Source organism: Sphingopyxis sp. PAMC25046, assembly GCF_004795895.1.
Classification (GTDB): domain Bacteria; phylum Pseudomonadota; class Alphaproteobacteria; order Sphingomonadales; family Sphingomonadaceae; genus Sphingopyxis.
Map to the genome: position 1 here is coordinate 1,939,158 of NZ_CP039250.1, position 22,928 is coordinate 1,962,085.

The 22,928-nt window shown below is 63.8% G+C and carries 25 protein-coding genes; 8 read left to right on the plus strand and 17 right to left on the minus strand.

Annotated features, from left to right (window positions below; genetic code table 11):
- Positions 1-2: 2 nt before the first annotated feature.
- Both E5675_RS09095 and E5675_RS21975 read right to left on the minus strand, forming a co-directional pair.
- On the minus strand, positions 3-785 hold the full coding sequence (locus E5675_RS09095; protein WP_136174241.1) for an NAD(P)H-dependent oxidoreductase: 783 nt from the start codon (positions 783-785) through the stop codon (positions 3-5).
- 28 nt (positions 786-813) lie between these two features.
- Positions 814-936 carry a zinc-binding dehydrogenase gene (locus tag E5675_RS21975; RefSeq protein WP_136174242.1) on the minus strand — a complete coding sequence of 41 codons (123 nt, stop codon included), beginning with the start codon at positions 934-936 and terminating at the stop codon, positions 814-816.
- 190 nt (positions 937-1,126) lie between these two features.
- Here E5675_RS21975 and E5675_RS09105 point away from each other — a divergent pair, with 190 nt between their 5' ends.
- Complete coding sequence (locus E5675_RS09105; RefSeq protein ID WP_210727632.1) at positions 1,127-2,077, plus strand: LysR family transcriptional regulator; 951 nt, start codon at positions 1,127-1,129, stop codon at positions 2,075-2,077.
- Positions 2,078-2,446: 369 nt separating this feature from the next.
- Here the strand turns inward: E5675_RS09105 and E5675_RS09110 are convergent, their stop codons facing one another.
- Complete coding sequence (locus E5675_RS09110) at positions 2,447-3,259, minus strand: alpha/beta hydrolase (protein ID WP_210727633.1); 813 nt, start codon at positions 3,257-3,259, stop codon at positions 2,447-2,449.
- Between the two features lie 708 nt (positions 3,260-3,967).
- On the opposite strand from E5675_RS09110, the gene E5675_RS09115 reads away from it, so the two are divergent.
- A complete protein-coding gene (locus tag E5675_RS09115) occupies positions 3,968-4,630 on the plus strand; it encodes a dienelactone hydrolase family protein (protein WP_247594848.1) in 663 nt (220 codons plus the stop codon).
- Between the two features lie 254 nt (positions 4,631-4,884).
- Here the strand turns inward: E5675_RS09115 and E5675_RS09120 are convergent, their stop codons facing one another.
- Complete coding sequence (locus E5675_RS09120) at positions 4,885-5,382, minus strand: FKBP-type peptidyl-prolyl cis-trans isomerase (protein ID WP_136174244.1); 498 nt, start codon at positions 5,380-5,382, stop codon at positions 4,885-4,887.
- Positions 5,383-5,605: 223 nt separating this feature from the next.
- Here E5675_RS09120 and E5675_RS09125 point away from each other — a divergent pair, with 223 nt between their 5' ends.
- Entirely contained in the window at positions 5,606-5,779 is a 174-nt protein-coding gene (locus E5675_RS09125; RefSeq protein ID WP_037557099.1) for a DUF1328 domain-containing protein, read from the plus strand.
- Positions 5,780-5,924: 145 nt separating this feature from the next.
- On the opposite strand, the gene E5675_RS09130 is transcribed toward E5675_RS09125, so the two are convergent.
- Complete coding sequence (locus tag E5675_RS09130; protein ID WP_168707831.1) at positions 5,925-7,742, minus strand: DUF885 family protein; 1,818 nt, start codon at positions 7,740-7,742, stop codon at positions 5,925-5,927.
- A 213-nt stretch (positions 7,743-7,955) separates the two neighbouring features.
- Here E5675_RS09130 and E5675_RS21470 point away from each other — a divergent pair, with 213 nt between their 5' ends.
- From E5675_RS21470 to E5675_RS09145, 4 genes are all read left to right on the plus strand, one after another.
- On the plus strand, positions 7,956-8,186 hold the full coding sequence (locus E5675_RS21470; RefSeq protein WP_168707832.1) for a hypothetical protein: 231 nt from the start codon (positions 7,956-7,958) through the stop codon (positions 8,184-8,186).
- 207 nt (positions 8,187-8,393) lie between these two features.
- Positions 8,394-8,987 carry a hypothetical protein gene (locus E5675_RS09135; RefSeq protein WP_136174246.1) on the plus strand — a complete coding sequence of 198 codons (594 nt, stop codon included), beginning with the start codon at positions 8,394-8,396 and terminating at the stop codon, positions 8,985-8,987.
- Between the two features lie 133 nt (positions 8,988-9,120).
- Entirely contained in the window at positions 9,121-9,855 is a 735-nt protein-coding gene (locus E5675_RS09140; protein WP_136174247.1) for a response regulator, read from the plus strand.
- A complete protein-coding gene (locus E5675_RS09145) occupies positions 9,852-11,207 on the plus strand; it encodes an ATP-binding protein (RefSeq protein WP_136174248.1) in 1,356 nt (451 codons plus the stop codon). The genes E5675_RS09140 and E5675_RS09145 overlap by 4 nt, the downstream gene beginning before the upstream one ends.
- Here the strand turns inward: E5675_RS09145 and E5675_RS09150 are convergent.
- From E5675_RS09150 to E5675_RS09185, 8 genes are all read right to left on the minus strand, one after another.
- On the minus strand, positions 11,198-12,001 hold the full coding sequence (locus E5675_RS09150; RefSeq protein ID WP_136174249.1) for a thioesterase family protein: 804 nt from the start codon (positions 11,999-12,001) through the stop codon (positions 11,198-11,200). The genes E5675_RS09145 and E5675_RS09150 overlap by 10 nt on opposite strands.
- A 111-nt stretch (positions 12,002-12,112) precedes the next feature.
- Positions 12,113-13,282: a saccharopine dehydrogenase NADP-binding domain-containing protein gene (locus E5675_RS09155; protein WP_136174250.1), complete on the minus strand. Its 1,170-nt coding sequence runs from the start codon at positions 13,280-13,282 to the stop codon at positions 12,113-12,115.
- 72 nt (positions 13,283-13,354) lie between these two features.
- Positions 13,355-13,867: a DoxX family protein gene (locus tag E5675_RS09160; protein WP_136174251.1), complete on the minus strand. Its 513-nt coding sequence runs from the start codon at positions 13,865-13,867 to the stop codon at positions 13,355-13,357.
- Positions 13,868-13,938: 71 nt separating this feature from the next.
- Positions 13,939-15,660 carry a cellulase family glycosylhydrolase gene (locus E5675_RS09165; RefSeq protein WP_136174252.1) on the minus strand — a complete coding sequence of 574 codons (1,722 nt, stop codon included), beginning with the start codon at positions 15,658-15,660 and terminating at the stop codon, positions 13,939-13,941.
- Positions 15,661-15,740: 80 nt separating this feature from the next.
- Positions 15,741-16,295 (minus strand): dCTP deaminase, encoded by a 555-nt coding sequence (gene dcd, locus E5675_RS09170; protein ID WP_058803764.1) that lies wholly within the window; start codon positions 16,293-16,295, stop codon positions 15,741-15,743.
- A 39-nt stretch (positions 16,296-16,334) separates the two neighbouring features.
- A complete protein-coding gene (locus E5675_RS09175) occupies positions 16,335-16,796 on the minus strand; it encodes a cytidine deaminase (RefSeq protein ID WP_136174253.1) in 462 nt (153 codons plus the stop codon).
- Positions 16,793-17,548 carry a GH25 family lysozyme gene (locus tag E5675_RS09180; RefSeq protein ID WP_136174254.1) on the minus strand — a complete coding sequence of 252 codons (756 nt, stop codon included), beginning with the start codon at positions 17,546-17,548 and terminating at the stop codon, positions 16,793-16,795. The genes E5675_RS09175 and E5675_RS09180 overlap by 4 nt, the downstream gene beginning before the upstream one ends.
- 2 nt (positions 17,549-17,550) lie before the next feature.
- The gene (locus tag E5675_RS09185) at positions 17,551-18,048 is read right to left on the minus strand and encodes a UPF0262 family protein (RefSeq protein ID WP_058803761.1); all 498 of its coding nucleotides are present in this window, start codon (positions 18,046-18,048) and stop codon (positions 17,551-17,553) included.
- 130 nt (positions 18,049-18,178) lie between these two features.
- On the opposite strand from E5675_RS09185, the gene E5675_RS09190 reads away from it, so the two are divergent.
- A complete protein-coding gene (locus tag E5675_RS09190) occupies positions 18,179-19,690 on the plus strand; it encodes a replicative DNA helicase (protein WP_037557188.1) in 1,512 nt (503 codons plus the stop codon).
- A gap of 6 nt (positions 19,691-19,696) precedes the next feature.
- On the opposite strand, the gene E5675_RS09195 is transcribed toward E5675_RS09190, so the two are convergent.
- From E5675_RS09195 to E5675_RS09210, 4 genes are read right to left on the minus strand one after another with little or no spacing between them, the layout of a single operon-like run.
- Positions 19,697-20,500: a phosphoadenylyl-sulfate reductase gene (locus tag E5675_RS09195; RefSeq protein ID WP_136174255.1), complete on the minus strand. Its 804-nt coding sequence runs from the start codon at positions 20,498-20,500 to the stop codon at positions 19,697-19,699.
- A complete protein-coding gene (locus E5675_RS09200; RefSeq protein ID WP_136174256.1) occupies positions 20,493-20,906 on the minus strand; it encodes a DUF934 domain-containing protein in 414 nt (137 codons plus the stop codon). Before E5675_RS09200 ends, E5675_RS09195 begins: the two co-directional genes overlap by 8 nt.
- Positions 20,903-21,304: a RidA family protein gene (locus E5675_RS09205; protein ID WP_037557078.1), complete on the minus strand. Its 402-nt coding sequence runs from the start codon at positions 21,302-21,304 to the stop codon at positions 20,903-20,905. The genes E5675_RS09200 and E5675_RS09205 overlap by 4 nt, the downstream gene beginning before the upstream one ends.
- Positions 21,297-22,928, minus strand: a complete 1,632-nt coding sequence (locus E5675_RS09210) for a nitrite/sulfite reductase (RefSeq protein ID WP_136174257.1) — start codon at positions 22,926-22,928, stop codon at positions 21,297-21,299. Before E5675_RS09210 ends, E5675_RS09205 begins: the two co-directional genes overlap by 8 nt.

Consider the following 22,928-nt stretch of genomic DNA (forward strand, 5'->3'; position numbering starts at 1 on the left):
CTTCAAGCGTCGACCATATCCGCAACGTGGGCGACGAGGCCGGTTTGGCCCGGCGCAACATGTTCGGCCATCGTGTGGCGATCAGGGAAGTCGCCGCCGTTCTGTGACCGGAAGGGGATGGGCGCGTCGGTGAATAGCCCTGCAAGACGCACACGCCATGCTGCTTTGATCGCGTCCACTTCCTCCGCCGTGGAAACGTGACCCGCGCCATAGACCACGTGCGTCGGGAGCACGTCCATGCCGGGGTAGAACAGGGCGCCATGAGTCAGCGGGAACAGCAGCTGATCGATCGGCCCGTTGATACCGCGCGGGCCATAGTCGGCCGCTGGGCCGCCGGCCTGCACGTTGACCAGCGCTCGCTTGCCCTTGAGGATGCCATCGCCAAAGCGGAACTCGTTGGAGCCATTCTGATAGCCGTAGGCAAAGCCGAAGGCATAGACCCGCTCTATCCAGCCCTTCAGGATCGCGGGCACGCCGTACCACCACAGCGGGAACTGCAGGATCACGGCATCGGCTTCGAGCAGCTTCTGCTGCTCGGCGATCACGTCGGGCGTCTGATGCCCGCTTGCGTAAGCATGGCCCGACTCCATGATGAACGACAACCGTTCGGGGTTGTCGCGCACTGGAAAGTCGTCGGCGTCGTACACCGCCTTCCACTTCATGCCGTAGAGGTCCGAATGGACCACGGTGTGTCCCGCTGCCGACAACGTCTCAGCCGTCACCTCGACCAACTGCCGTGTCAGCGAAGTGGGTTCGGGGTGCGCGTAAACAACGAGAATGTTCATAATGATCTCTTCCTGATAGTTGGGGTTGCTATAATTCGAGGACGATCTTGCCAAAATAGCCGCCAGATCCCTGGAGCCGGAAGGCGTCCGCGATTTCGGCCAGCGGAAAGGAGCGGTCGATCACCGGGGGGGGGGTGAACGGCGTCGGCACGGCGGATCAGGTCCAATTGAGGCCGGCGACTGCGGATGGCGGTCGGTCCTGGTTCGCCGGGGTCGGGGAGGTCCACCAGCGTCAGGCTGTCGAGCCCTTGGTGCGGAGAAGCCTGGATAGCTATCATAGGAGAAATGGTATCCGGGTCGTCGATTGATGCGTCGCAGGATTAGGCCTGCTCCTGGCTTAAATGGTGCAGTCGCCTTGGATATTGAAATCGAACCTTTTACGTGTTGTTATCGACACGATGGATACCAGAAACCTCGATCTCGGGCTTCTCGTGACGCTCGAGACCCTGCTTGAGGAGCGCAACGTCACACGAGCCGCGCGCCGGTTGAACCTCAGCCAGCCTGCTTTGTCGGCACGGCTGGCGCGGCTCCGTGAGGCGCTGGGCGATCCGCTCCTGATCCCGGGCCAGCGCGGAATGATCCTGACCCAGCGGGCACTCGAACTGATGCAGCCACTGCACGAGGCACTGGAGGGTGTTCGCCGCGTCGTCGAGCAAGGAGCGCCGTTCAACCCGGAGACCCTGCGTGCGACGGTGGTGATTGCGGCGAGCGACTACGTCCAATATGCGCTGCTGGCGCGCTACTCGGTCGTTTTGCGGGCCGAGGCGCCGATGGTCCGCATCGCCTGGCGGACGCTCGACGTGATGGCGCTCACGACACAGTTGGAGCATGGTGAGGTGGACCTGGCCTTGGCAAGGCCCGAAGAAGCGCCGGCGGCGATGCGCCAGCGCCGGCTCTACGAGGAGGAGTATGTGGTGGTCGCGCGACAAGGGCATCCGGTCGTGCGGGGTGTCCTTGATCTGGAGTTGTTCTGTGCGTTGGACCACATCGTCGTTTCAAAACTGGGCGGAGGCTTTGCCGGGCCTACCGATGCGGCGCTTGAGGCGATCGGCCACCGTCGTACTGTTGCCTTGTCCACGTCGGGCTTCCTGATCGTGCCGGAGATCGTGTCACGATCCGATATGATTGCGGTGATTCCACGTCGGATCGCAGACGGTTGGCCAGACCGGGTGCAGGTACTGGAACCGCCGCTCCACATACCCGGCTTTGCCATCGCCAGTATCTGGCATGACCGGACCACCAACCATCCCGCACAAGTCTGGCTGCGTGACCGGCTCGCTACGTTGGCATGACGTTCCGGCCAGCGTATAAAAGAATGGGTCACCGTCTCATTAGTGCGTACCTTGATATGGATGACGGCGAGTTGGACTGAGGCGAGGAAGTTGTCGCCGGCTTGCCATATCGGGTTGCGACGGCGCGGAAATGCTTGAGTTATTGAAGTAGCGCTCGACGAGATTGCACTTCTGGCCTGCGCGCAGGCAATTTTCATCGGCTCTGAACTTCGGAAACGTTCCTGGATGGGCTGAGTATCTGTCCGCTTCTTTGGCTTCGGAACCGAAAGCTGCCCGTCCACACACGGCCAAGAGCAGCGATTTCGCTCCGAAACAAGCGTTCCGGGGGATGAGGTTCCGACCTCGGGCGCAATCGATTGCCACATTCGCTCAAAGAATTCCTGTGTCCTTGAGCCAATCTTCCACAAGCGTCGGCCATCTCTCGACGGGATGACCCAGCGGGCGCATGGCGAAGGCGTGCCCTCCCCTGGCAAAGAGATGGACTTCTGCTGGAACACCTGCGTCGTCCAGCGCTCGCGCATAGACTATGCTGTTGCAAATCGGATCGACGGGATCGTCCCAAGCCTGAAGAAGAAATGTTGGCGGGGTCGCCTTGGTGACTTTGATACCAGGATCAAGCGAACCCCCCGCTCTGCAGAGGTGGCCCGGGAACATTGCGATGGCAAAATCGGGCCGGCTGCTCACTTTGTCTATTTCGTCAACTGGCTCATATGCAGGTTCGAATATATTGCTGGTCTGAGCGACCAGATAGCCTCCGGCCGAGAAGCCTATGACACCGATCTTGCGGGGGTTGATCTCGAGTTCACCGGCGCGCGAGCGCATCAAGCGTATCGCACGCTGCGCGTCCTGCAATGCAAGGAGATGTTTGGGTGTCACGCCACAATCGCAGTCTTCATCATGGTGGTGGTTGCTTTTGGGTACGCGGTATTTGACGAGCACGCAGGTTGTGCCTCTTGAAGTCAGCCAGTCGCAAACTTCACTACCTTCCAGGTCGATCGCGAGCTTGGCGAATCCTCCGCCGGGAAAAACCAGCATCGCTGCGCCATTGCCGGGTTGTTTGGCTGGAAACACTGTAAGAGTGGGTACGGCGACGTTGAACACGCCGGTAACCGGACGTCCGGCGAAGCGTTTCGGATTCGTTGCCGTTTCGCTATACTCTGGAGGAAGTCTGACATCTTCCATGTTCGGCGCGGCTCCAGGCCACAAGGGCGTCTGCTGATGGCCGGCCGGAGGTTGCCACACGCCCTCTTTCCTGCCCTCAATGCTCGCCGTCTCGGATATCTTTGTCAGGCCCTTAGTGTCAGAATTAAGCGTCTCAGCCTCGCTGCAGCCAGTAACGAAGCCTTGAACGCACAACAGGCCTGCCAGAATCAGGCTTCGCTGCAATGAAATTCCGGACCGCCCCGCATGCCGCATTGTGCCGCTTCCTCCCGTTGAATCGCCAGCAGAAAAATTCCTCCTGACAACATCTAGCCTCCAAGCGACCACGTGGCCAAAGGATGATTTCTCGGGCCAGAGGCCAATTTTTTTTGGGGCAAGCGTGGATCTGGAGTATGCTCGCTAAACACGCCGCGCCTTTGAAGTCGCAGCGCGGCATGAACTTTGCGCGCGCGGCTCCTATTGCTTGCATTGCGAAAGGTCTGCCATCCGTCTCTTGCTGAAGCTCCAGCCGGAACGTCAGCTTTTCATGATTTTCTACCGAAAGCAGTCCGTCGGCAATCGGCCAGAACCGACGAAAATCACCCAGTGTTCGACGGTGCCAACGGAATGTGAAGCATCGGCTGGAAAGTTGGCTGCTGCGTTTCTACCTATAAGGTCGCTCGATCTATGCCGTGGCGCCATCTGGCAATGCCGAGGAACTAACTGCGACAAGCCTGTAGGAAAAATTCCTTGTCCAAAATTGTCAACGGCGCGAGTCTGAAGCCGCGCTCCGGAGCTTCGCCTAAAAAGATCGTGCTGCTGCTTCATGGGTTTGGTTCAAGCGGCGCAGACATGATCGCGCTCGCGCCCCAATGGCAAGAGGCGCTTCCCGACACATTGTTCCTCGCCCCGCATGCGCCGCAGCGCTGCGGAATGATGGGAGCCGGATACCAATGGTGGGGACTGACCGGATTCTCACCGTCGGCACTGGCAGCTGGCGCGGCCTCGGCGGCGCCCGCGATTGATGCCTTTATCGACCGCAAACTTGCACAGTATGAGCTGACCGAGGCAGATTTGGCGCTTGTCGGCTTCAGCCAGGGCACGATGATGGCGCTTCATGTAGCTCTCCGCCGGCGGCGCGCGGTCGCCGCAGTGGTGGGTTATTCGGGGATGCTAACGAGCACGGCCGATATTGCGCACGATGACTTCGCAAAGCCGCCGGTGCTCCTAGTGCATGGAACGGCTGATCCCGTGGTTCCGATCGCGGCGCTGCACATGGCAGAAGGCGAGCTGAGGCGCCTCGGTGTGGAGGTCACCACACACATCTCCTACGGCGTCGCTCACAGCGTCGAACCAGTCGGCCTGCGGCTTGGCCGGGATTTCATCGCCGACACCTTCGCGCGTTCGCGGTGAGTACATTCAATATTCTCTGACGGCGGTTGATCCGACCCAAAAAGATTGGCTCAAAAAATCACTTGTTCAAGACGAATCACTGGTGTTTAAGACGTCTCGGATTCCCTGTTTTGGCATCAAACCCGAGCATCAAAACTGCCTCGGGGCCGCTGTTGGGGCTAAAATTTTATCGAAATCGGATAATTTTTTTCCGTTTCAAATCATAACTTTAGAGGCGGGTTTCCCGCTACCCGCTCCAGGCCTTTCCCCGACAATCAGCCCGCAGGCTCGATGCCGAGCAGTTCCACCGCGAACAACAGAGTCGCGCCGCCCGGAATCGGGCCCTTTCCGTCGGGGCCATAGGCGAGCTGCCACGGGATCGCGAATTCGACCTTGTCGCCGACGCCCATGAGCTGGACGCCTTCCTGCCAGCCGTCGATCACGCGATTGAGCGGAAAGGTGGCGGGTTCGCCGCGCGCGACTGAACTGTCGAACTCGCGGCCGTCAGCGAAGGTGCCGACATAATGGACGGTGACTTCATCGGTCGCGCCGGGGTGGGCGCCGCTGCCGTCGCCTGCAACGCGCCGCCAGCGCAGCCCGCTTGGGGTCACGCGCCATCCGTCGGCGCCATGGCGTTCGGCGAGCGCGGCCATTTGCCGGTTAAGGTATGCGGTGCCCTGCATAGGCGCCGCATCGGTCGGCTGGGCGTGGACTGCGGCGGATAGGCACAGGGTGGCGGCTGCGGCGGCAATCAGCCGGTGCGGCGATGACATAGGCGTGAAACTCCCTCGAACGATGCCTGCATAAACGCATCGCGGGCCGGATAGGCAAGGGGCTATCTGTCGGATGGCAGGAACTTTCGCGGGCCGTCGTCGTTCTGCGTTCGTATCGACTATCAGATGTTTGATGCGCGGCCACCGGCCGTTCCCCCCTCGAAAGCCATGCGCTTTCGAAACCGGTGATGCGCGCGAATGCAAAAATGCAAGGAGACGACAGATGTTCAAATGGGCTTTGATTTTCGCCGTGATCGCGCTGATCGCCGCGGTACTCGGCTTTGGCGGCGTTGCGGGTGCGGCGGCAGGTGTCGCCAAGATCCTGTTCTTCGTCGGTCTCGCGCTTGTGGTGCTGTTCCTGATCCTCGGATCGGCCGCGGCGCGCAAGATAAGTTAAAAAGATTCGGCGCGTCGGGAACCATCCGGGATCCGCCGCGTTTCATTTGTCTGCTCGATCGAAAGAGAGAGTGGAATTTGACTTCTGTCTTCGGACGAAGTCTAGGGAAGCCCCGCCGCAGAAATGCGACGGGGCTTACTCTTTTCTAGGCCGGAAATGCCGCGAGGACGCGGCGTTCGAGCACCGCGAGCGGGATGCGCCCGGCGCCGAGCACGACATCGTGGAACTGCTTGATGTCATAGCCGGGGCGCTTCGACACCGCGTCGCGCGCGCGGCTGATCGCGATCTGCCCGACCTTGTACGAACAGGCCTGCCCCGGATAAACGATATAGCGGTCGATCTCGGTGCGCGACGCGCTCGGCGAGTTCGACGAATTTTCAACCATATAATCGATCGCCTGCTCGCGGCTCCACCCCATCGAATGAAGGCCGGTGTCGACGACGAGGCGCGACGCACGAAAGGCGTAGGAAGCGAGATAGCCAATCTTGCCGAGCGGATCGTCGTCATACATCCCAAGCTCGTCGGCGACCTGTTCGGCGTAAAGGCCCCAACCTTCGCCATAAGCGGTGACCGACGCCGCCTGGCGATAGAGCGGCAGTTCGCTGTCCTCGAACTTCAATGCCCCTTCGAACAAATGTCCCGGCGCGCCTTCATGATAGGCGAGGGTGGGGAGGGTGTAGCGCGGCCATTCGGCGGTATCGCGCAGGTTGATGAAGAAGATGCCCGGGCGCGAACCGTCGGGGGTTCCAGCCTGCGCCGAGCCGCCCGGCGCGCCGATTTCGATCTCGGGCGGGACGCGGCGGATTTCATAGGGCGCTTTCGGCATACGGCTGAACACCTGCGGCAGGCGGCCACGAACCTTGCCGAGCAGCCCGTTCAGATAGGCGAGCATTTCGGCGCGGCCCGAATCGTCGTTGGCAAAAAGCTGCCCCTCGGCCTTACCCAGCGCGTTCAGGCGGTCGCGGATGCTGCCCTTCGTATAACCTTGCGCCTTGAGCAGTTCGTCCATCCGCGAGGTCAGATCGGCGACTTGCTCGCGGCCGATGCGGTGGATTTCGGCGGCGTCGAGGCTGGTCGTCGTATGCTGCGCGAGCGTCGCGGCATAATAGGCCTCGCCATCGGGCAGGCGCGCGACGCCGGCGTCGGTGCCTGCGAGCGAGAGCAGCGCGGTTAGCGCGTCGATCTGACGGGTGAGCGCGGCGCGGATCGGGCCTGCGAAGACCGCGGCGGCGCGCTCGCCATAGCCCGAAAGGCCGATCGCCGTGCTGCGCTTCGCGATCGAGGCGACGAGCGTCTTGTCCGCGACCTCGCCGTCGCGGAGGCGGGCGAGTTGCTGGAGTGCTTGATCGAGGATGAAGCGCGGCGCGACGACGCCCATCGCGGCGTTCGCCTTGACGATTTCGGTGTCGGCGTCGAACAGCGCCGGGATCGCCTGCAGCCGTACCATATAGGCGTCGGCGTCGGCCTTTGTCGCGACGGGGTGCTGGCTGTCGAGGAAGGTGCTGACCCCGGTGTAGAAGCCGCCGAGCTGGGTCACGCCATAGGGGCCGGGCCGGTGCCCGAAACCGCCGGTGTGATAGGTGAAGCGGGCGAGCCGCTGGCGCGCCACAAGGTCAAATTCGGCGCTGTCGTGCGCGATCCGCGCCGCGTCGCCAAGCGTTTCGGGCTTGATCGCGCGGACCGCGGCGAGGTCGCGATCGATCTGGCGGTTACGTGCCGTGCGCGCGGCGGGCGACCAGTCTGGAAACTCTGCCCGGAGCGCGGCACGGGCGCCGGTATCAATACCGAGCGAAGTGGCGCGCGTCGGCTCGTCGCGCAGCCCCTGCTCGAATTGCGCGGAGAGCAGCGCGTCGAGGCGCACGTCGGCGCTTGCTTCGGCCGCCGCGGGGCGAGCGAGGCCGGCGACGGCAAGACCGCCCATCGCGGCAAGGACGGTCCGTCGATCGGGCACGGTGTCGGTCATGCGAGTCTCCCTCTTGTCAGGCGACGGGAGCGTAGAGATACGAGGTTGCCGCCGCAACATGCTGACGCGATTGCGAAACTTTTCGTTACTTCGACATAGCCGCCGCCGGTCCATCCGTCCGACTTCCGCGACGAATGGCCTCTGGGCGCGGATCAATGGCGGCCGCTCGGTCGTTACTTGGGGGTAGGGACATGTCCAGCGACGGAGAATGAGATGAATATTTTCAAGAAGACGGCGATATCTTTTGCGGCCCTGTCGGTCGTGGCGGCCCCGGTCGCGGCGTCGGCCGCAGCGAGCGCCCCGCGCGCGGCTTCGGCCGTCGAGGGCGCGAGCGAGCTCGAGGGCAATTCGAGTTGGATCATCGGTCTGGTCGGCCTGCTGGTCGGCGTTGGCGCGATCATCCTCGTCGCCGATAATGACGAGGATTCGCCTGTCAGTCCCTGACAGGTCCTGAATTGAGCATAGGTCGGGGCCGGTCGCGCTTGGCGCGGCCGGCTCCTTCTGCTTGCGCCCCCATGAACGGCGCGCCCGTTCTGCGACATTTTGCGACATTTTTTCGGTCATCCGGCACCCGGCTGGGACAAATCGCTCCTAAAACGGCTTCATCGGGACCCGGCTCTCCCCGCAAGGTCCCTCGAAGGAGTTCGTTAGATGAACAGGAAAATCACTCTTTTGACGCTGGGCGCGGCCCTGATCGCCGTGCCCGTCCTCGCTGCCCCCGGCGGTGATCGGAACGCGACGCAGACCCGCGCCGAGGTGCAGACCAAGGCGGCGGAAATGTTCGCCAAGCTCGATGCCAACAAGGACGGCAAGCTCGACACCGCCGATCGCGCCGCCAAGCGCGCCGAGCGCCAGGCGAAGATGTTCGCCAAGCTCGACGCCGACGGCAATGGCAGCATCAGCAAGGCCGAATGGGATCAGCATGGCGCCGACCGCGCGGCCAAGCGCGATGAAAGGCGCGCCGAGGCCGGCGAGGCCGGAAAGGGCAAGCGCCACGGCATGCGCGGCCATCACGGAAAGCGTGGCGGTCACCATGGCATGATGATGGGCAAGGCCGACACCGACGGCGACAAGGCGATCAGCCAGGCCGAATTCCAGACCGCGGCGCTCGCCCGCTTCGACGCCGCCGACGCGAACAAGGACGGTCAGGTGACGCCCGAGGAACGCAAAGCGCAGCGCGAGGCGTGGAAAGCCAAGGCTGGCGAATGGCGTGCCAAGCGCGGCGCGGCTCCGACCGGCGAATAAGCGATTTGGCAGGGGCCTTTTGGTAACGACAGGCCATCCCCCTCCCGGCATTGCCTTTGCCGCCGGTCCCTGCCAGCTATCGCCCACCGGTCCTCGCGGGCCGGTGGGCGAACTAGCATTTGACGGAAAAACGATGAACGATAGCGATACGCCGCGCATCCTGCTGATCGACGACGAACCGTCGATCCGCGAACCGCTCGCCGAATATCTGACCGCGCAGGGCTATATCGTCGTCGACGCGGCGAGCGCCGCCGAGGCACGCTCGGTGCTGCGCGCGCAGACCGTCGATCTCGTGGTGAGCGACATCATGATGCCCGGCGAGGACGGCTTGTCGCTGACCCGCCATTTGCGCGAGACGAGCAGCATTCCCGTCATCCTGCTGACCGCGCGCGCCGAGGATACCGAACGCATCATCGGGCTCGAGATCGGCGCCGACGATTATGTCGTCAAACCTTTCAACCCGCGCGAACTGGTCGCGCGCATCCGCACCGTGCTGCGCCGGACGCAGGCGGGCGGCCGCGCGCTCGACAGCAACGGCACCAGCTATGCTTTCGGGCCCTGGGTGCTGCGCGAGGTCGAGCGCGTGCTCGTCGACGAAGCGGGCGAGGAAGTCGCGCTGTCGTCGGGCGAATATCATCTGCTCCACGCGCTGGTCCGCCATCCGCGGCAGGTGATGAGCCGCGACCGGCTGCTCGACCTCGTTCGTGGGCGCGAGGCCGACATTTTCGACCGCGCGATCGACAATCTGGTCAGCCGGCTGCGCAAGAAGATCGAAATCGACGCCGCGCATCCGCAGATCGTCAAGACCGTGTGGGGCGGCGGCTATACGCTCGCCTGCGAGGTCAAGCGCATGGGGCCCGCCACATGAAGTTCCGCCTGTGGCCGAGAAGTCTTGTCGGCCAGCTCGTCTTTGCCGTCGCGGTGATGTTGTTCGTCGCGCAGGCGATCAACTTCGCGCTGCTCGTGCGCGGGCAGAAACAGCAATTTCTGGCGCATGGCGGCGGGATGGCGGTCGCGCGGATCATCGACGCCGTCGAACGCGACCGGCGCGGCGATTTTCGGGCGCGCCGCGACGGCGAGCGGCGCGAGCGCAGCGCCAAGCAGGTGATTTCCGACACGCCGATCGCGGTGCCCGTCCGCGCGAAGAGGATGCCCGAGCTGGCCGAATATGTTTCGGGCCTGCTGCGCGAGGCCGATGTCGAGGTCGGGACGGTCGACGCTTGGGCCTTGCCTGTCCGGTCGCACGGGCCGCGCGCCGATTTCCCGCGCCGGTCCGGCTTTCCGGGCAGGATCGTCGTCGTCTCGGCAAAGATCGATGGCCGCTATGTCACGGTGCGCAGCAGGATCCAGATCGGCGGCGACCGGTTGCAGGGTTTTCTTCTGTGGCAGACGCTGTCGCTCTACCTACTTCTGCTCGTCCCTATCATGCTGATCGCGTGGCGCGTCGCACGGCCCTTGCGCGACCTGACGCGCGCGGCGCGCATAAACCCCGCGCTGCGCGACGCCACGCCGCTCGAAGAGGAGGGACCGTCGGACATGCGCGACCTCATCGCCGCCTTCAACGCCTATCGCGCGCGGATCGCGACGATGCTGTCCGACAAGGACCGAATGCTCGGCGCCGTCGGACACGACCTGCGCACCCCGCTCGCCAGCCTGCGCGTGCGCGTCGAGCAGGTCGAGGACGAGGCGCTGCGAGACAAGATGATCGCGAGCATCGAGGAAATGACCGCGATGCTGAGCGACATTTTGGCGCTGGCGCGCTCGGGCGCGGGGACCGAGGCGCAGGAGCGCATTCCGCTCCGCGAACTGATCGGCGAACTGGCGGCGGACTATCAGGAGCGTGGTCGGGACGTCGCGATCGCCGACGTCGCCGATGTTTCCGTGCTGGCGCGGCCGATGCTGCTCAAGCGCGCCTTGCGCAATCTGGCGGACAATGCCGTGGCCTATGGCGTGCGGGCGCGCTTGTCGGTGCGCGTCGAAGGGGAGACGGCGCGGATCGCGGTATCCGACGACGGCCCCGGCCTGACCGACGAGCAGATCCGGACGCTGATCGAGCCCTTTGCCCGCGGCGAACAGTCGCGCAATCGCGCGACCGGCGGCGCGGGGCTGGGTCTGTCGATCGCGCGCGACATCGCGGAAGGCGAAGGCGGCTCGCTAACCTTGTCCAACCGTCCCGGCGGCGGGCTCGATGCGGTGATTGCGCTGCCCGTTCAGGCGTAGATTGCGATCGCCTGGCTGCCGCTGAGGACCGGTTCGCCGGCGCGGTTCCACAGCATCATGTCCTGCACCGACAGGCCGTGGCGCGCATAGCCGGTCTTCGCCGAGAGCAGCCACCATCCGTCGTCGGTTTTGGGCGTCCCGGTGAGCATGTTCACCGTCCAGTTCATCGAACTGATCGGGCCGAACTGGCTGAACAGCGCCATAGCGGCAGGGGGCAGCGCGTCGCCCATCGCGAGCAGCGCGATGGCGGGATGGCACGCGGGCTCCTCGACGAAGCGCACCCAGGTCAGATATTCGCCGACCTCGCTTTTCCACGCAAAGCGCGGGCCCGTCGTCGGGCGCATGTCGAAATGGCGCGTAAACGACGGCCGCGCATGATGTTCGGGCACCGGTGCCAGCGCTTCGGGATCGGGCGCATCGGGCATCGCCAGCCGGTTATGGTCGAGATGGCTTTCCCGGTCGGGCGAGAAGGCGAAGACCGCGGCGGTGCCGAAACCCTGGTCGCTCGAGACGCCGGCGTCGATGAACAACGAGGATTTCGACTGGCGCAGCACGCGCGTCTTGACGGTGCAATCGCCGCCGACCGGGCCGACGAAGCTGATTTGTGCATAGCGCAGCGGCGTCTCGGTCGGGTGAAGCGCCATAGCGCCCGCGAGCGCGACCGCCGAACTGATCCCGCCATAGGCGGTGCGGCCCTGCATCCACCCTTCGTCGATATGCGCCTTCGCCACGCCGTCTTCGGTGTGGAGGGTGGAGAGAAGGGTGTCGAGGGCGGATGGAGAAGCGGAAGTCATAATGTCATTTCACCATAAAGCCGGCGTGCCCTGAGCTTGTCGAAGGGCCGCTCTTCTTTTGAAGCATGGAAGAACGGTGCTTCGACAAGCTCAGCACGAACGGAGCCGAAATTAGTCCTCGATCTGGAACGTCAGGCCCGCATTCGCGGTCAGCCGCGCGATCAGCGCATCACCGAGCAGCGCGCCGGGCGTCCACACGCCGCCCGCGCCCTTGTTTTCGAGCAGCGCCATGCCCGTTTCGGCGAGCATCTTCGACGTCGAGCCATATCCGGGGTCGCGGTCGCCTTGAACGCTCGCTCGGACTGTGGCGCCGTCGGGATATTCGCCGATGAAGAGAATGTCGTAAAAGCCCTTCTCGCGCTCTTCCTTGCTCGGGCCTTCGCCGGGCTGGAGCGTCGACTCGCCGAACGGATTCGCTTTCGCCATCGCTTCGGCCATTGCCTTGCCCGCGTCGCCGATCGTCGTCATCACCATCTCGTCGTAAACCAGATCCTCGCCCCACTTGTGGCCGAGCAGGAAATTGGTGCGGTGGACATTCTTGGTGTTGATCGGTGCCATCACGAAGGGGGCGGTCCAGGTACCCGTCGCGCCGTCATATTCGGGGATCAGCCCGGTCGGCTGCGCGGGGCCCTCGAAGCCCGGCGTCAGCGCGAAAGAGGATTTGAGCAGCAGTGCGAGCGAGGGCTTTTTGGCGATCGCCTTTAACGTCTCTGTGAGGCTCGCGATCGTGCCACCCGATGCGCCGCCCGCCATCTTGCGCACGCGGCCTTTCACCCGCGGCGCGGGCTTGCCGTGACGTTTGACAGCCTCGGCTTGCAGGAAGGAGACGCCGAGATCGAAGGGGATCGAGTCGAAGCCGCAGGAAAAGGTGATGCGCGCGCCCGACGCCTTCGCCGCGGCCTCGTGCTCGTCGATCATCTCGCGCATCCAGCCGGGTTCGCCGCAGAGGTCGGCATAGGCGGTGCCCGCGCGGACGCAGGCGGCGACGAGTTCGCTGCCGTATAGCTGATAGGGGCCGACGGTGGTCAGCACGACCTTCGTGCTCGCCGCCATCTTGTCGAGGCTCGCGGGATCGCTCGCATCGGCGACGATCAGCGGGGTCTTTTCGTCGGCGCCGATCAGGTCGCGCACTTCGGCAAGCTTGTCGAGGCTGCGCCCCGCCATCGCCCATTTCGGCCCGTCCTTGCGGCCCTTGTAATGGTGCGCGAGATATTCGGCGACGAGGCGGCCGGTAAAGCCCGTCGCGCCGTAGACGACGATGTCGAAATCGCGGGACGCCATGGCAAACCCTCCCTTTACGTAAACGTTAAGTGAAGGCTAGCGCAGACGCACCACGATGCCAAGCGCGAAGCGTCAGCGACGCCAGAAGGGGCGTTTCTCGACCACCACCGGCGCGCCGGCCGCTTCTGCCCGGCCCTCGGCGCGCGCGGCGCGCAGTTCGGCATCGGTCGCGTGCTGTTGAGCCCGGTGCGTGGCGAGTTCGTCGCGGCGGCGCTGGCGCAGCGCGTCGTAACTCCAACGCGTGTTGCCATAACCGAAGAGGCAGAGCAGGCCGCCCGCAATCGCGAGATTCTTCATCGCCGCCATCGCCTGCACCGGATCGGTAAACTCGCGGTGGAAAAAGAGGATCGTCAGCAGCACGAACGCCGCGAGCAGGATCGACCACAGCCGCGTCGCTATGCCGAGCGCGAGGCAGGCACCCGCGATAAGTTCGAACAGTCCGGTCGGGATCGCAAGCCCGCCGGGCAGCCCCGCGGCGGCGATCATCGCATTGGTGTCGTTGACATGGATCAGCTTGTTGATCCCGGACACGATGAAAATCACGGCGATGAACAGGCGGCCGAAAAAGACGGCGATCATGGACATGGATTATCCTCCTCTGGCGCGCCCCGGCCGCTTGTGCAGACAGGACGCGCAGCGAAGGCGATGGGTTCCCGTCAGTGCGGAGTGAAGACCAACTCGGCAACCTCGCAGTCGCTGCAAGCGAGCGCCCGCAGAGTCGCGGCACCGGGGCCCGCAGGCACATCGATGTCGGCGAGCTTCACGGTCCGCCAAGCGGTGCTGGCCGGAACCGACACGCCAGTTTCGTCGATCCCGATGCGGCCGCCCTTCGCCGTGCGGACGCGCGCCGAGACGGTCCAGCGGCCGGTCTTTGCGATATCGGCACTGTAGCGCATCCACTCGCCCGTGACGAAGTCGCTGACATAGGGCGTGCCGTCGGCTTCGCGAGAAATGTCGACGCCGTCGTTGCGGTAGGTGGTTCCGTTGTTCCACGGTGTTCGTTCGCCGCCGGTCGTGACGTGATAATTGGCGTCTACCGTATCGCCATAGGCAACGCCCGGCGGGCCGAGGTCATAGTCCACGGCCGCGATGGTTAGCGGCTCCGCTGCCAAAGTGCGCGGTGCGAACGCGCGGTAAGTCGGGTCGTGCGGCTGGCGGAACATCGCGTCGATGACATCGGGTTTCGGGATATTCCGGTCGAAGCGCGTGTTCTGGGCAAGTTGCATCATTGCGGCGAAGGCTTCGTCGGCTACGGGCTTCGGTCCCTTGCCGGTCATCCATAGGGTGATCTTCATCCAGTCGTCGCCGGCGACGATTTCGAGCGGCTGGTTGAAGCCGATTTTCTTGAGCGGCCAGAAATTCCAGCCGATGCCGCCTTCCTCGACGAGCGCGATCGCGTCGCGGTACCATGCATTGCTGTTCTCGCCCGACTCGCCGAGCCAGATCGGGCGGTTGTAGCTGGTGCGCAGTGCCTTGATTCCGGCGAGGCTCGCTTCGTCGTTGCGGTTCCAATATTTGTGGAAGCTCAGCACCATATTGGCATCCCACGCCAGCGGCAGGCCCTGGTAATTATTGCCCCAGCAATTGCCCTCGATGATGACGATATGCTTTTGGTCGACTTCGCGGATAGCGCGGGTGATGCGCTGTTGCAGCGCCCACACCGCCTTGTTCTCGGTCTCGTCGCAGCCATTACCCTTGCCGGGGGTCGCGAAGCTCCAGTTAGGCTCGTTGATCAGATCATAGGCGCCGATCCATGGTTCGTCCCTGTAGCGCGCGGCGAGCTTCTTCCACAGCGCGACGGTCTTGCGCTGGTTCTCCTCGCTCTGCCACAACGAGGGCTTGGCGGGATCGCGGTCGGAGATGGCGAGGTCGTTGCCCTGGCCGCCGGGTGCGGCATGGAGGTCGAGGATCAGCCAGATTCGGTTCGCCTTGCTCCATTCGAGCAGGCGGTCGATGCGCCGGAAACCTTCCTCGCGCCACGTATCCTGACCTGCGTTGGGTTCCTTGTCGGAGGGCAGGGTGAGCTGGTCGAAATGGATCGGCAGGCGCACCGAGTTGAAACCCCACTTCGCCATCTGGTCGATGTCGGCGCGGGTCGTATGGTTATCGAGCCAGGCGCGGTAGAATTCTGCCGTCCGTTCCTCGCCGACCAATTCGACGAGTTTCGCGCGGATCTTATGCTGTTGCCCGACTTCGCCAAGCTTCAGCATATAGCCTTCCTGAAGCATCCAGCCGCCGAGCCCCATGCCGCGCAGGATCACGGGCTTGCCCGATCCGTCGACGATTTCGGTGCCCTCGACCTTCAGAAAGCCTTCGGCGTGCGCGGCGGCGGAGCAAAGCAGCGCGGCGAGCGTGACCGCGGCGGCGTGGAATTTCATGATCTCATCCCCGTTTTTGATCTATGGGAACGTTATCAATTTTCGCGTCCGGAGCAAGCGCGACCGCGTGGGTCGGGGTATCAAAGCTTTGGCAGTGTAACGCCCTTCTGCCCCATATATTTGCCCGCGCGGTCGGCGTAGCTCGTCTCGCAGGGCTCGTTGCCCTGGAGGAAGAGAAACTGGCAGGCGCCCTCATTGGCATAGATCTTGGCGGGCAGGGGGGTGGTGTTCGAAAATTCGAGCGTCACATGGCCTTCCCAGCCCGGTTCGAGCGGGGTGACGTTCACGATGATGCCGCAGCGTGCATAGGTCGACTTGCCGAGGCAGATGACGAGCACGTCGCGCGGGATACGGAAATATTCGACCGTGCGCGCCAATGCGAAGCTGTTCGGCGGAATGATGCAGACGTCGGTTTCGCGGTCGACGAAATTCTTGGGATCGAATTCCTTGGGATCGACCGTGGTCGAATCGATGTTGGTGAAAATTTTGAACTCGGGTGCAACGCGCGCGTCATAGCCATAGGAGGAAAGGCCGTAGCTGATGCAGCCGTCGCGGCGCTGCGCCTCGACGAACGGTTCGATCATGCCCTGCGTCCGGGCGGCTTCGCGAATCCAGCGATCGGAAAGAATGGCCATGCGTGTCTCTTGTAAGGGCTGCGCGCGTTGCGCAAGCGGTCAGTCGATGAGGCCGAGGTCCTTCGGCCCGAAAGCGGCGGGAAGCAGTTCGCTGAGCCTGTAGCTCTTCACCGCCTTGCCGTCGCCCGAGGCGCAATGGACGAGAATGTCGGTCTTCGACCGTTCGGCGGCTTCGTTGAGGATCTGGCGGCAGCGCCCGCACGGATTGACCGGGGCACTGCCCAGAAGCGCATCGCTGTCGGGACGCCCGCCGACGATCGCGACCTCGGCGAGTTCGCCGATCCAGCCCTCGTTCGCGATTTTGGCCACCGCCGCCGTTTCGGCGCAGAGCGTCAGGCCATAGCTCGCATTTTCGACATTGGCACCGGTCACCACGTCGCCGTTCTTCAAGAGCAGCGCGGCGCCGACATGAAAACCCGAATAGGGCGCATAGGCGCGGCTCGCGGCATCGCGCGCCGCGTCGATCAGCGCATCGCGAGTGTCGGGGCGGGTCTTGGTCATCGCATCTCTCCTTGCGGGCGCAGCACGTTCCAGCCGACGGTGCTGTTGGCGCCCGACAGACGGACATAGTCGTTCGCCTGCCACATCGCCCAGGGATGCGCGCCATAATCCGGTTCGAAGAAATCGCGGCGCAGCCAGGTGGTACGGGCGATTCCCCGCGTCACCTTATAATCGCTCTCGAACGTCGGGCCCGGCGCGATCAGGCTCTGCTTGCCCATATGCGCCTCGATCTGGGCGAGAAATGTGGCGAGTTCGGACAGCAAGAGTGCGCGTGTCGGTCGGTCGGGGCAGCGGTCGTCATAATCGAGCCAGACCACGGCGGGCAGCATATCGGCGCGGCGCGGGACATGGCGGATGAAATTGGCGGCCTGATCGGTCGCGAGCTGACAAAGGCTGTAGCGATGAATCGCGCCCGCCTGAACCCCCGCGTTGCGCGCTTCGGCCATGTTGCGGGCGAATTTCGCGTCGACCCCGCCCGATCCGTCGGTCGCCATGATATAGGCGAATTCGGCGCCTGCGGCCTTGATCGAGCCCCAATGGACGTCGCCGTTGCCAGCGTCGATCGTCACGCCCTGCGTTGGATAGATGGCGCGGTCGGGCGTCCAGCGCGCCGCCCACCACAGCGCGAGGCCGGCGACTAGGAGCAGCAGCACGATAACCGCGCCAATCCGGCGCAACAGACGCGCTACCTTCGCGCGCCATGCCGCCGCGGCCTTTGCTGCCTTTCCGCCCCTGATTGCCCCCGCCTTCATCGTCAGCCCTTGATGTGCAACACGCAGATCAGTGTGAATAATCGCCGCGCGGTGTCGAAATCGACCGCGATCTTGCCGTCGAGCCGGTCCATCAGCATCTCGGCCGCTTCATTGTGCAGCGCGCGGCGCGCCATGTCGACGGTCTCGATCTGCTGCGCGGTCGAGGTCTTGATCGCCTGATAATAGGAATCGCAGATCGCGAAATAATCGCGGATGGGGCGGCGGAAACGCCCGAGACCAAGGATGATCGCCTCGAGCGGGGATCCATCTTCGCGCGCGATTTCAAAGATCAGGCGGCCGTCCTCGACACGCAACATCAACCGATAGGGGCCGGCATAGCCGTCGGGATGGCCGCGCTGCGGTACGAACTTATTATCCTCGATCAGGTCGAAAATCGCGACACGGCGTTCCTGCTCGACGTCGGGATTGCGCCAGACAATCGACCCTTCGTCGAGCTCGACCGAAATGATCCGCTGTTTGGAGGGGTCTGCGTCGCTCATGCTGCCTGTGCTTCTACTTGGCGCGCCGCGAAGGGCAAGGGGGCGACTTATTCACAGCAACCCACAGTTATGATAGCCTGTCGGGCATCACCTGTTGCGCCGTCCGAAGCGGCACCGCATGAAGGTCGCCATGCCTGAGCTAGCCCTGATCCCGACCCCGGCCAACACCGGGGACGAACGCCAATTACCCCGTAATATCGAAGCCGAGGCCGCGTTTCTCGGCGCGATCCTGATCGACAACCGAGTCGTCGAGGATTTGCCGGTTGCGCTGACCCCCGACCATTTCTTCGAACCGCTTCACGGCCGCATCTTTCAGCAGACGATGGCGCTCATCGAGCGCAACAGCATCGCGACACCGGTGACGCTGAAGCCTTATTTCGAGGCCGACGAGGCGATGAAGGCGGTCGGCGGGGTCGGTTATCTTGCGCAGCTGACCGGCAGCGGTGCGGGTCTGATCGGCGCGCGCGACTTTGCCCGGCAGATTTTCGATCTCGCGCTGCTTCGCGAACTTGCGGGGGTCGGGCGCACACTCGTCGACAATGCGCTCGACACGAGCGAGCGCGTCGACCCGCAGGCGCAGATCGAGGAGGCCGAAACCGCGCTCTACCGTGTCGCGGGCGGCGAGGCCGAGATGGGGTCGGTCAAGAATTTCAGCCAGGCGAGCCTCACCGCGCTGCAGGCGGCCGAGCGGGCGCTCAATTCTGGTGGGCATCTGTCGGGGATCACCACCGGGATCGCGAGCATGAACGCCAAGATCGGCGGCATGCACAATTCGGACTTGATGATCCTCGCCGGCCGCCCGGGCATGGGCAAGACCTCGTTCGCGACCAACATCGCCTATAATGCCGCCGAACGCTGGCGCCGCGACGAGGAAGACGGCATTCCGCCCGAGAAGAATATGGGCGCAAAGGTCGCCTTCTTCAGCCTCGAGATGTCGGCCGACCAACTCGCGACGCGCGTGCTCGCCGAACAATCGGGCGTGTCGGGCGAAGCGCTGCGCATGGGCAAGATCAGCAAGGAGCAGTTCCAGCAATTGAGCCGCGCGGCGCAAGCGCTACAGACACTGCCTTTGTTCATCGACGATACGCCGGGGCTGACGATCGCGGGGCTGCGCACGCGCGCGCGTCGCCTGCAGCGGCGCCACGGCATCGGTTTCATCGTCGTCGACTATCTCCAGCTCTTGCAGGGCTCGTCGAAAAGCGGCGATAACCGCGTGCAGGAAATTTCGGAAATTTCGCGTGGCTTAAAGACCTTGGCGAAAGAACTTAATGTCCCTGTGATGGCGCTCTCGCAGCTCAGCCGCCAGGTCGAAAGCCGCGAGGACAAGCGTCCGCAGCTCTCCGACCTTCGCGAATCGGGCTCGATCGAACAGGATGCCGACATGGTGCTCTTCGTGTTCCGCGAGGATTATTATGTCGCGGCGCGCGAGCCCAAACGCCCGGTCGAGGGCGACGACGTGAAAATCCACGCACAGCATGAGGAATGGGCGGCCGAGATGGAGCGCGTCTTCGGCCTCGCCGAAGTCATCGTCGCCAAATCGCGTCACGGTTCGACCGGCAAGGTGCGCCTGCACTTCGAAGCGAAGACGACCAAGTTCAGCGACCTCGCCGACGACAGCATGGCCTATGATGATTATGAATAGGTCGAGTTAGAAGGCCGGATCGTTCGCCGGATCGTCGTCGACCGGGGTAACTTCGCTGTGGATGCCGCATTCGGTCTTGTCCCAGCCGCGCCAGCGGCCCGAGCGCGGGTCTTCGCCGGGCTTGACCTTCGACGTGCAGGGCGAGCAGCCGATCGACGGATAGCCTTCGGCTTCCAGCGGGTGGCGCGGTAGGTCGTGCGCGGCGAAATAATCGTCGAGCATCTCGCGCGTCCAGTTGGCAAGCGGGTTGAACTTGAGCCGGCCGGTCGAGCCGTCGAGCTCGAAGCGCGCGAGCCCCTGCCGCGTCGCGGACTGGAACCCCTTGCGGCCCGTGATCGACGTGTCGAAATCGGTCAGCGCCTTTTCGAGTGGCTTGACCTTGCGGATTTCGCAGCAGCCGTCGGGGTCGTAGGACCAGCGCAGCTCGGTCGCGTCCTTTTGCGCGAGGTCTTCGGCATCGGGGGTCAGGTTGACGATGTTGAGATTCAGCTTCGCCGCCAGCTCGTCACGGTAAGCGAGAGTCTCGGGGAAATGCTTGCCGGTGTCGAGGAACAAAACCGGCATGCCGGGCGCAGTCTGTGCCACGAGATGGAGCAGCACCGCGCTTTCGGCCCCGAAGCTGGAGACGATCGCGGTTTCGCCGAGCAGGCCCGCACCGATCACGCTCGCGACGATTTCGGCGGCGTCCTGGCCGCGGAACAAATTGTTGAGCCGGATGACGTCGGCTTGCGTGAAGCGCGGCGCGACGTCGATGCGGTCGCGGGTGCGGTCTTCGCCGGCTTTGGGGAGAGAGTGTTTCACGTCAGCCATGCCTTAATTTCCATATCGGCACCGCACCGTCGGCGGCGCCCTGATAATGTTCGGGCCAGCGCGTTAGCGCCGCCTCGACATCGGCGGGATTGAGCGCCTTTTCGGGCGCGAAGCTGTCGAAGCCGCAACGCTTCATATAGGCGATCTGGTCGACGAGGACGTCGCCCTGAGCGCGCAGTTCGCCGGTATAGCCCGCCTCGCGTAGGATGCGCGCCGACGAATAGCCCCGACCGTCGCGGAACTTGGGAAAGGCGACCTCGATCAGCGCGAGCCGGTCCAGATGCGGGATCAGCGCGCGCGCATCCTCGTCGGGCTCGAGCCGCACCGCGGTCGCGTTCGATTGCGACAGGAAAGCGTCGAGCGTGACGCAGGGTTCCTCACCCGATTGAAGGGCCGTATCAGTCATTCGCTTTCTCCCGGGATGCGCGCGATCACCTTGATTTCGAAGGTGAAGCCGGACAGCCAGGTCACGCCCACCGCCGTAATGTTCGGATAGGGCTTTCCGCCCCAATTCGCCCCAAGCACCGGGAATATCGTGTCGAAATTCCGGTCGGGATCGATCATGAACAGCGTCACGTCGACCACCTCTTCAAAACTCGACCCGGCGGCCTTCAGGATCGCGTTCAGATTGTCGAAGGCGAGCTGCACCTGCGCGGCAAGGTCGGGTTCGGGCGAGCCGTCGAGCCGCGCGCCGACCTGCCCCGATACGAACAGGAAGCCGTTGGAACGGATCGCGGGCGAATAGCGATGCGCCTCGTAGAGCGCATGGGGTTCGGGCGGGAAAACCGCGTCGCGCTCAGCCATAGATCGCCTCCTTGAAGGGGGCCATGCCGACGCGGCGATAGGTGTCGACGAAGCGCTCGCCTTCGGTCCGTTCGGCAAGATATTTGTCGGTGACGCGCTCGATCGCATCGACGATGCCGTCCTCGTCGAAGCCCGGACCGGTGATGGTACCGAGCGACACATCCTCCGCGCCCGATCCGCCGAGCAAAAGCTGGTAGTTTTCCGTGCCTTTGCGATCGACCCCAAGGATGCCGATGTGGCCCGCATGGTGATGCCCGCAGGCGTTGATGCAGCCCGAAATCTTGAGCTTGAGTTCGCCCAGTTCCTTCTGCCGGCCGAGGTCCGAAAAGCGCGTCGCGATCTTCTGCGCGACCGGGATCGAGCGCGCGTTGGCAAGGCTGCAATAGTCGAGCCCGGGGCAGGCGATGATGTCGCTGATCAGGTCGAGGTTCGGCGTCGCGAGCCCGGCGGCGTCGAGCGCCTGCCAGATCGCGTAGAGGTCGGCCTTGCGGACGTGCGGCAGCACGATGTTCTGCGCGTGGGTGACGCGCAGTTCGTCGTGGCTGTACTTCTCCGCGAGGTCGGCCATCAGGTCGATCTGTGCCGAGCTGGCGTCGCCGGGGATGCCGCCGACGGGTTTCAGGCTGATATTGACGATCGCATGGCCCGGTACCTTGTGTGCGGCGACATTCTGGTCGACCCACACGGCGAAGTCGGGATCGCTGCGGTCGATTTCGTCCGAAGCCGAAGCGTCGAGCGGAGGCGAAGCGAATTGCGCAGCGATGCGGTCGAACTCGGCCTTTGGCGGGTCGATGCCGAGCGACTTCACATGCGCGAATTCCTCCTCGACCTGGCGGCGATATTCGTCGGCGCCGAGCTCGTGGAGCAGGATCTTGATACGCGCCTTGTAAATATTGTCGCGGCGGCCGTAGCGATTGTACACGCGCAGGCACGCCTCAGCATAGCTCAGCATGTCTTCGAGCGGGACAAAATCCTTGATCAGCGGCGCGATCATCGGGGTGCGGCCCATGCCGCCGCCGACGTAGAAGGCGGCGCCGTGCTGCCCGTCCTTTTCGACAATCTGGATGCCGATGTCGTGAAGGCGCATCGCGGCGCGATCCTCGTCGGCTGCGATCACCGCAATCTTGAACTTGCGCGGCAAATAGCTGAATTCGGGGTGAAAGCTCGACCATTGGCGGAGCAATTCGGCCCACGGGCGCGGATCGGTGATCTCGTCGGCAGCCGCGCCGGCCCACTGGTCCGAACTGATGTTGCGGATGCAATTGCCGCTCGTCTGGATCGCGTGCATTTCGACCGACGCGAGGTCTTCGAGAATCGCGGGCGCGTCCTCCAGCTTGATCCAGTTATACTGGATATTCTGGCGCGTGGTGAAATGGCCATAATCGCGGTCGTATTTGCGCGCGATATGCGCCAGCATCCGCATCTGTCGGCTGTCGAGCGTGCCATAGGGCACCGCGACGCGCAGCATATAGGCGTGAAGCTGGAGGTAGAGGCCGTTCATCAGCCGCAGCGGCTTGAACTGGTCCTCGGTGATCTCGCCGGCAAGACGGCGCTTCACCTGGTCCGAAAATTCGGCGATGCGGGCGGCGACCATCGCATGATCATATTCGTCATATTTGTACAT

Coding starts and splice junctions, on each gene's coding strand:
- E5675_RS09095 (WP_136174241.1), bottom strand. CDS start 785: ATGAACATTCTCGTTGTTTACGCGCACCCCGAACCCACTTCGCTGACA.
- E5675_RS09105 (WP_210727632.1), top strand. CDS start 1,127: ATGGTGCAGTCGCCTTGGATATTGAAATCGAACCTTTTACGTGTTGTT.
- E5675_RS09110 (WP_210727633.1), bottom strand. CDS start 3,259: ATGGAAGATGTCAGACTTCCTCCAGAGTATAGCGAAACGGCAACGAAT.
- E5675_RS09120 (WP_136174244.1), bottom strand. CDS start 5,382: ATGTCATCGCCGCACCGGCTGATTGCCGCCGCAGCCGCCACCCTGTGC.
- E5675_RS09125 (WP_037557099.1), top strand. CDS start 5,606: ATGTTCAAATGGGCTTTGATTTTCGCCGTGATCGCGCTGATCGCCGCG.
- E5675_RS09130 (WP_168707831.1), bottom strand. CDS start 7,742: ATGACCGACACCGTGCCCGATCGACGGACCGTCCTTGCCGCGATGGGC.
- E5675_RS21470 (WP_168707832.1), top strand. CDS start 7,956: ATGAATATTTTCAAGAAGACGGCGATATCTTTTGCGGCCCTGTCGGTC.
- E5675_RS09135 (WP_136174246.1), top strand. CDS start 8,394: ATGAACAGGAAAATCACTCTTTTGACGCTGGGCGCGGCCCTGATCGCC.
- E5675_RS09140 (WP_136174247.1), top strand. CDS start 9,121: ATGAACGATAGCGATACGCCGCGCATCCTGCTGATCGACGACGAACCG.
- E5675_RS09145 (WP_136174248.1), top strand. CDS start 9,852: ATGAAGTTCCGCCTGTGGCCGAGAAGTCTTGTCGGCCAGCTCGTCTTT.
- E5675_RS09150 (WP_136174249.1), bottom strand. CDS start 12,001: ATGACTTCCGCTTCTCCATCCGCCCTCGACACCCTTCTCTCCACCCTC.
- E5675_RS09155 (WP_136174250.1), bottom strand. CDS start 13,282: ATGGCGTCCCGCGATTTCGACATCGTCGTCTACGGCGCGACGGGCTTT.
- E5675_RS09160 (WP_136174251.1), bottom strand. CDS start 13,867: ATGTCCATGATCGCCGTCTTTTTCGGCCGCCTGTTCATCGCCGTGATT.
- E5675_RS09165 (WP_136174252.1), bottom strand. CDS start 15,660: ATGAAATTCCACGCCGCCGCGGTCACGCTCGCCGCGCTGCTTTGCTCC.
- dcd (WP_058803764.1), bottom strand. CDS start 16,295: ATGGCCATTCTTTCCGATCGCTGGATTCGCGAAGCCGCCCGGACGCAG.
- E5675_RS09175 (WP_136174253.1), bottom strand. CDS start 16,796: ATGACCAAGACCCGCCCCGACACTCGCGATGCGCTGATCGACGCGGCG.
- E5675_RS09180 (WP_136174254.1), bottom strand. CDS start 17,548: ATGAAGGCGGGGGCAATCAGGGGCGGAAAGGCAGCAAAGGCCGCGGCG.
- E5675_RS09185 (WP_058803761.1), bottom strand. CDS start 18,048: ATGAGCGACGCAGACCCCTCCAAACAGCGGATCATTTCGGTCGAGCTC.
- E5675_RS09190 (WP_037557188.1), top strand. CDS start 18,179: ATGCCTGAGCTAGCCCTGATCCCGACCCCGGCCAACACCGGGGACGAA.
- E5675_RS09195 (WP_136174255.1), bottom strand. CDS start 20,500: ATGGCTGACGTGAAACACTCTCTCCCCAAAGCCGGCGAAGACCGCACC.
- E5675_RS09200 (WP_136174256.1), bottom strand. CDS start 20,906: ATGACTGATACGGCCCTTCAATCGGGTGAGGAACCCTGCGTCACGCTC.
- E5675_RS09205 (WP_037557078.1), bottom strand. CDS start 21,304: ATGGCTGAGCGCGACGCGGTTTTCCCGCCCGAACCCCATGCGCTCTAC.
- E5675_RS09210 (WP_136174257.1), bottom strand. CDS start 22,928: ATGTACAAATATGACGAATATGATCATGCGATGGTCGCCGCCCGCATC.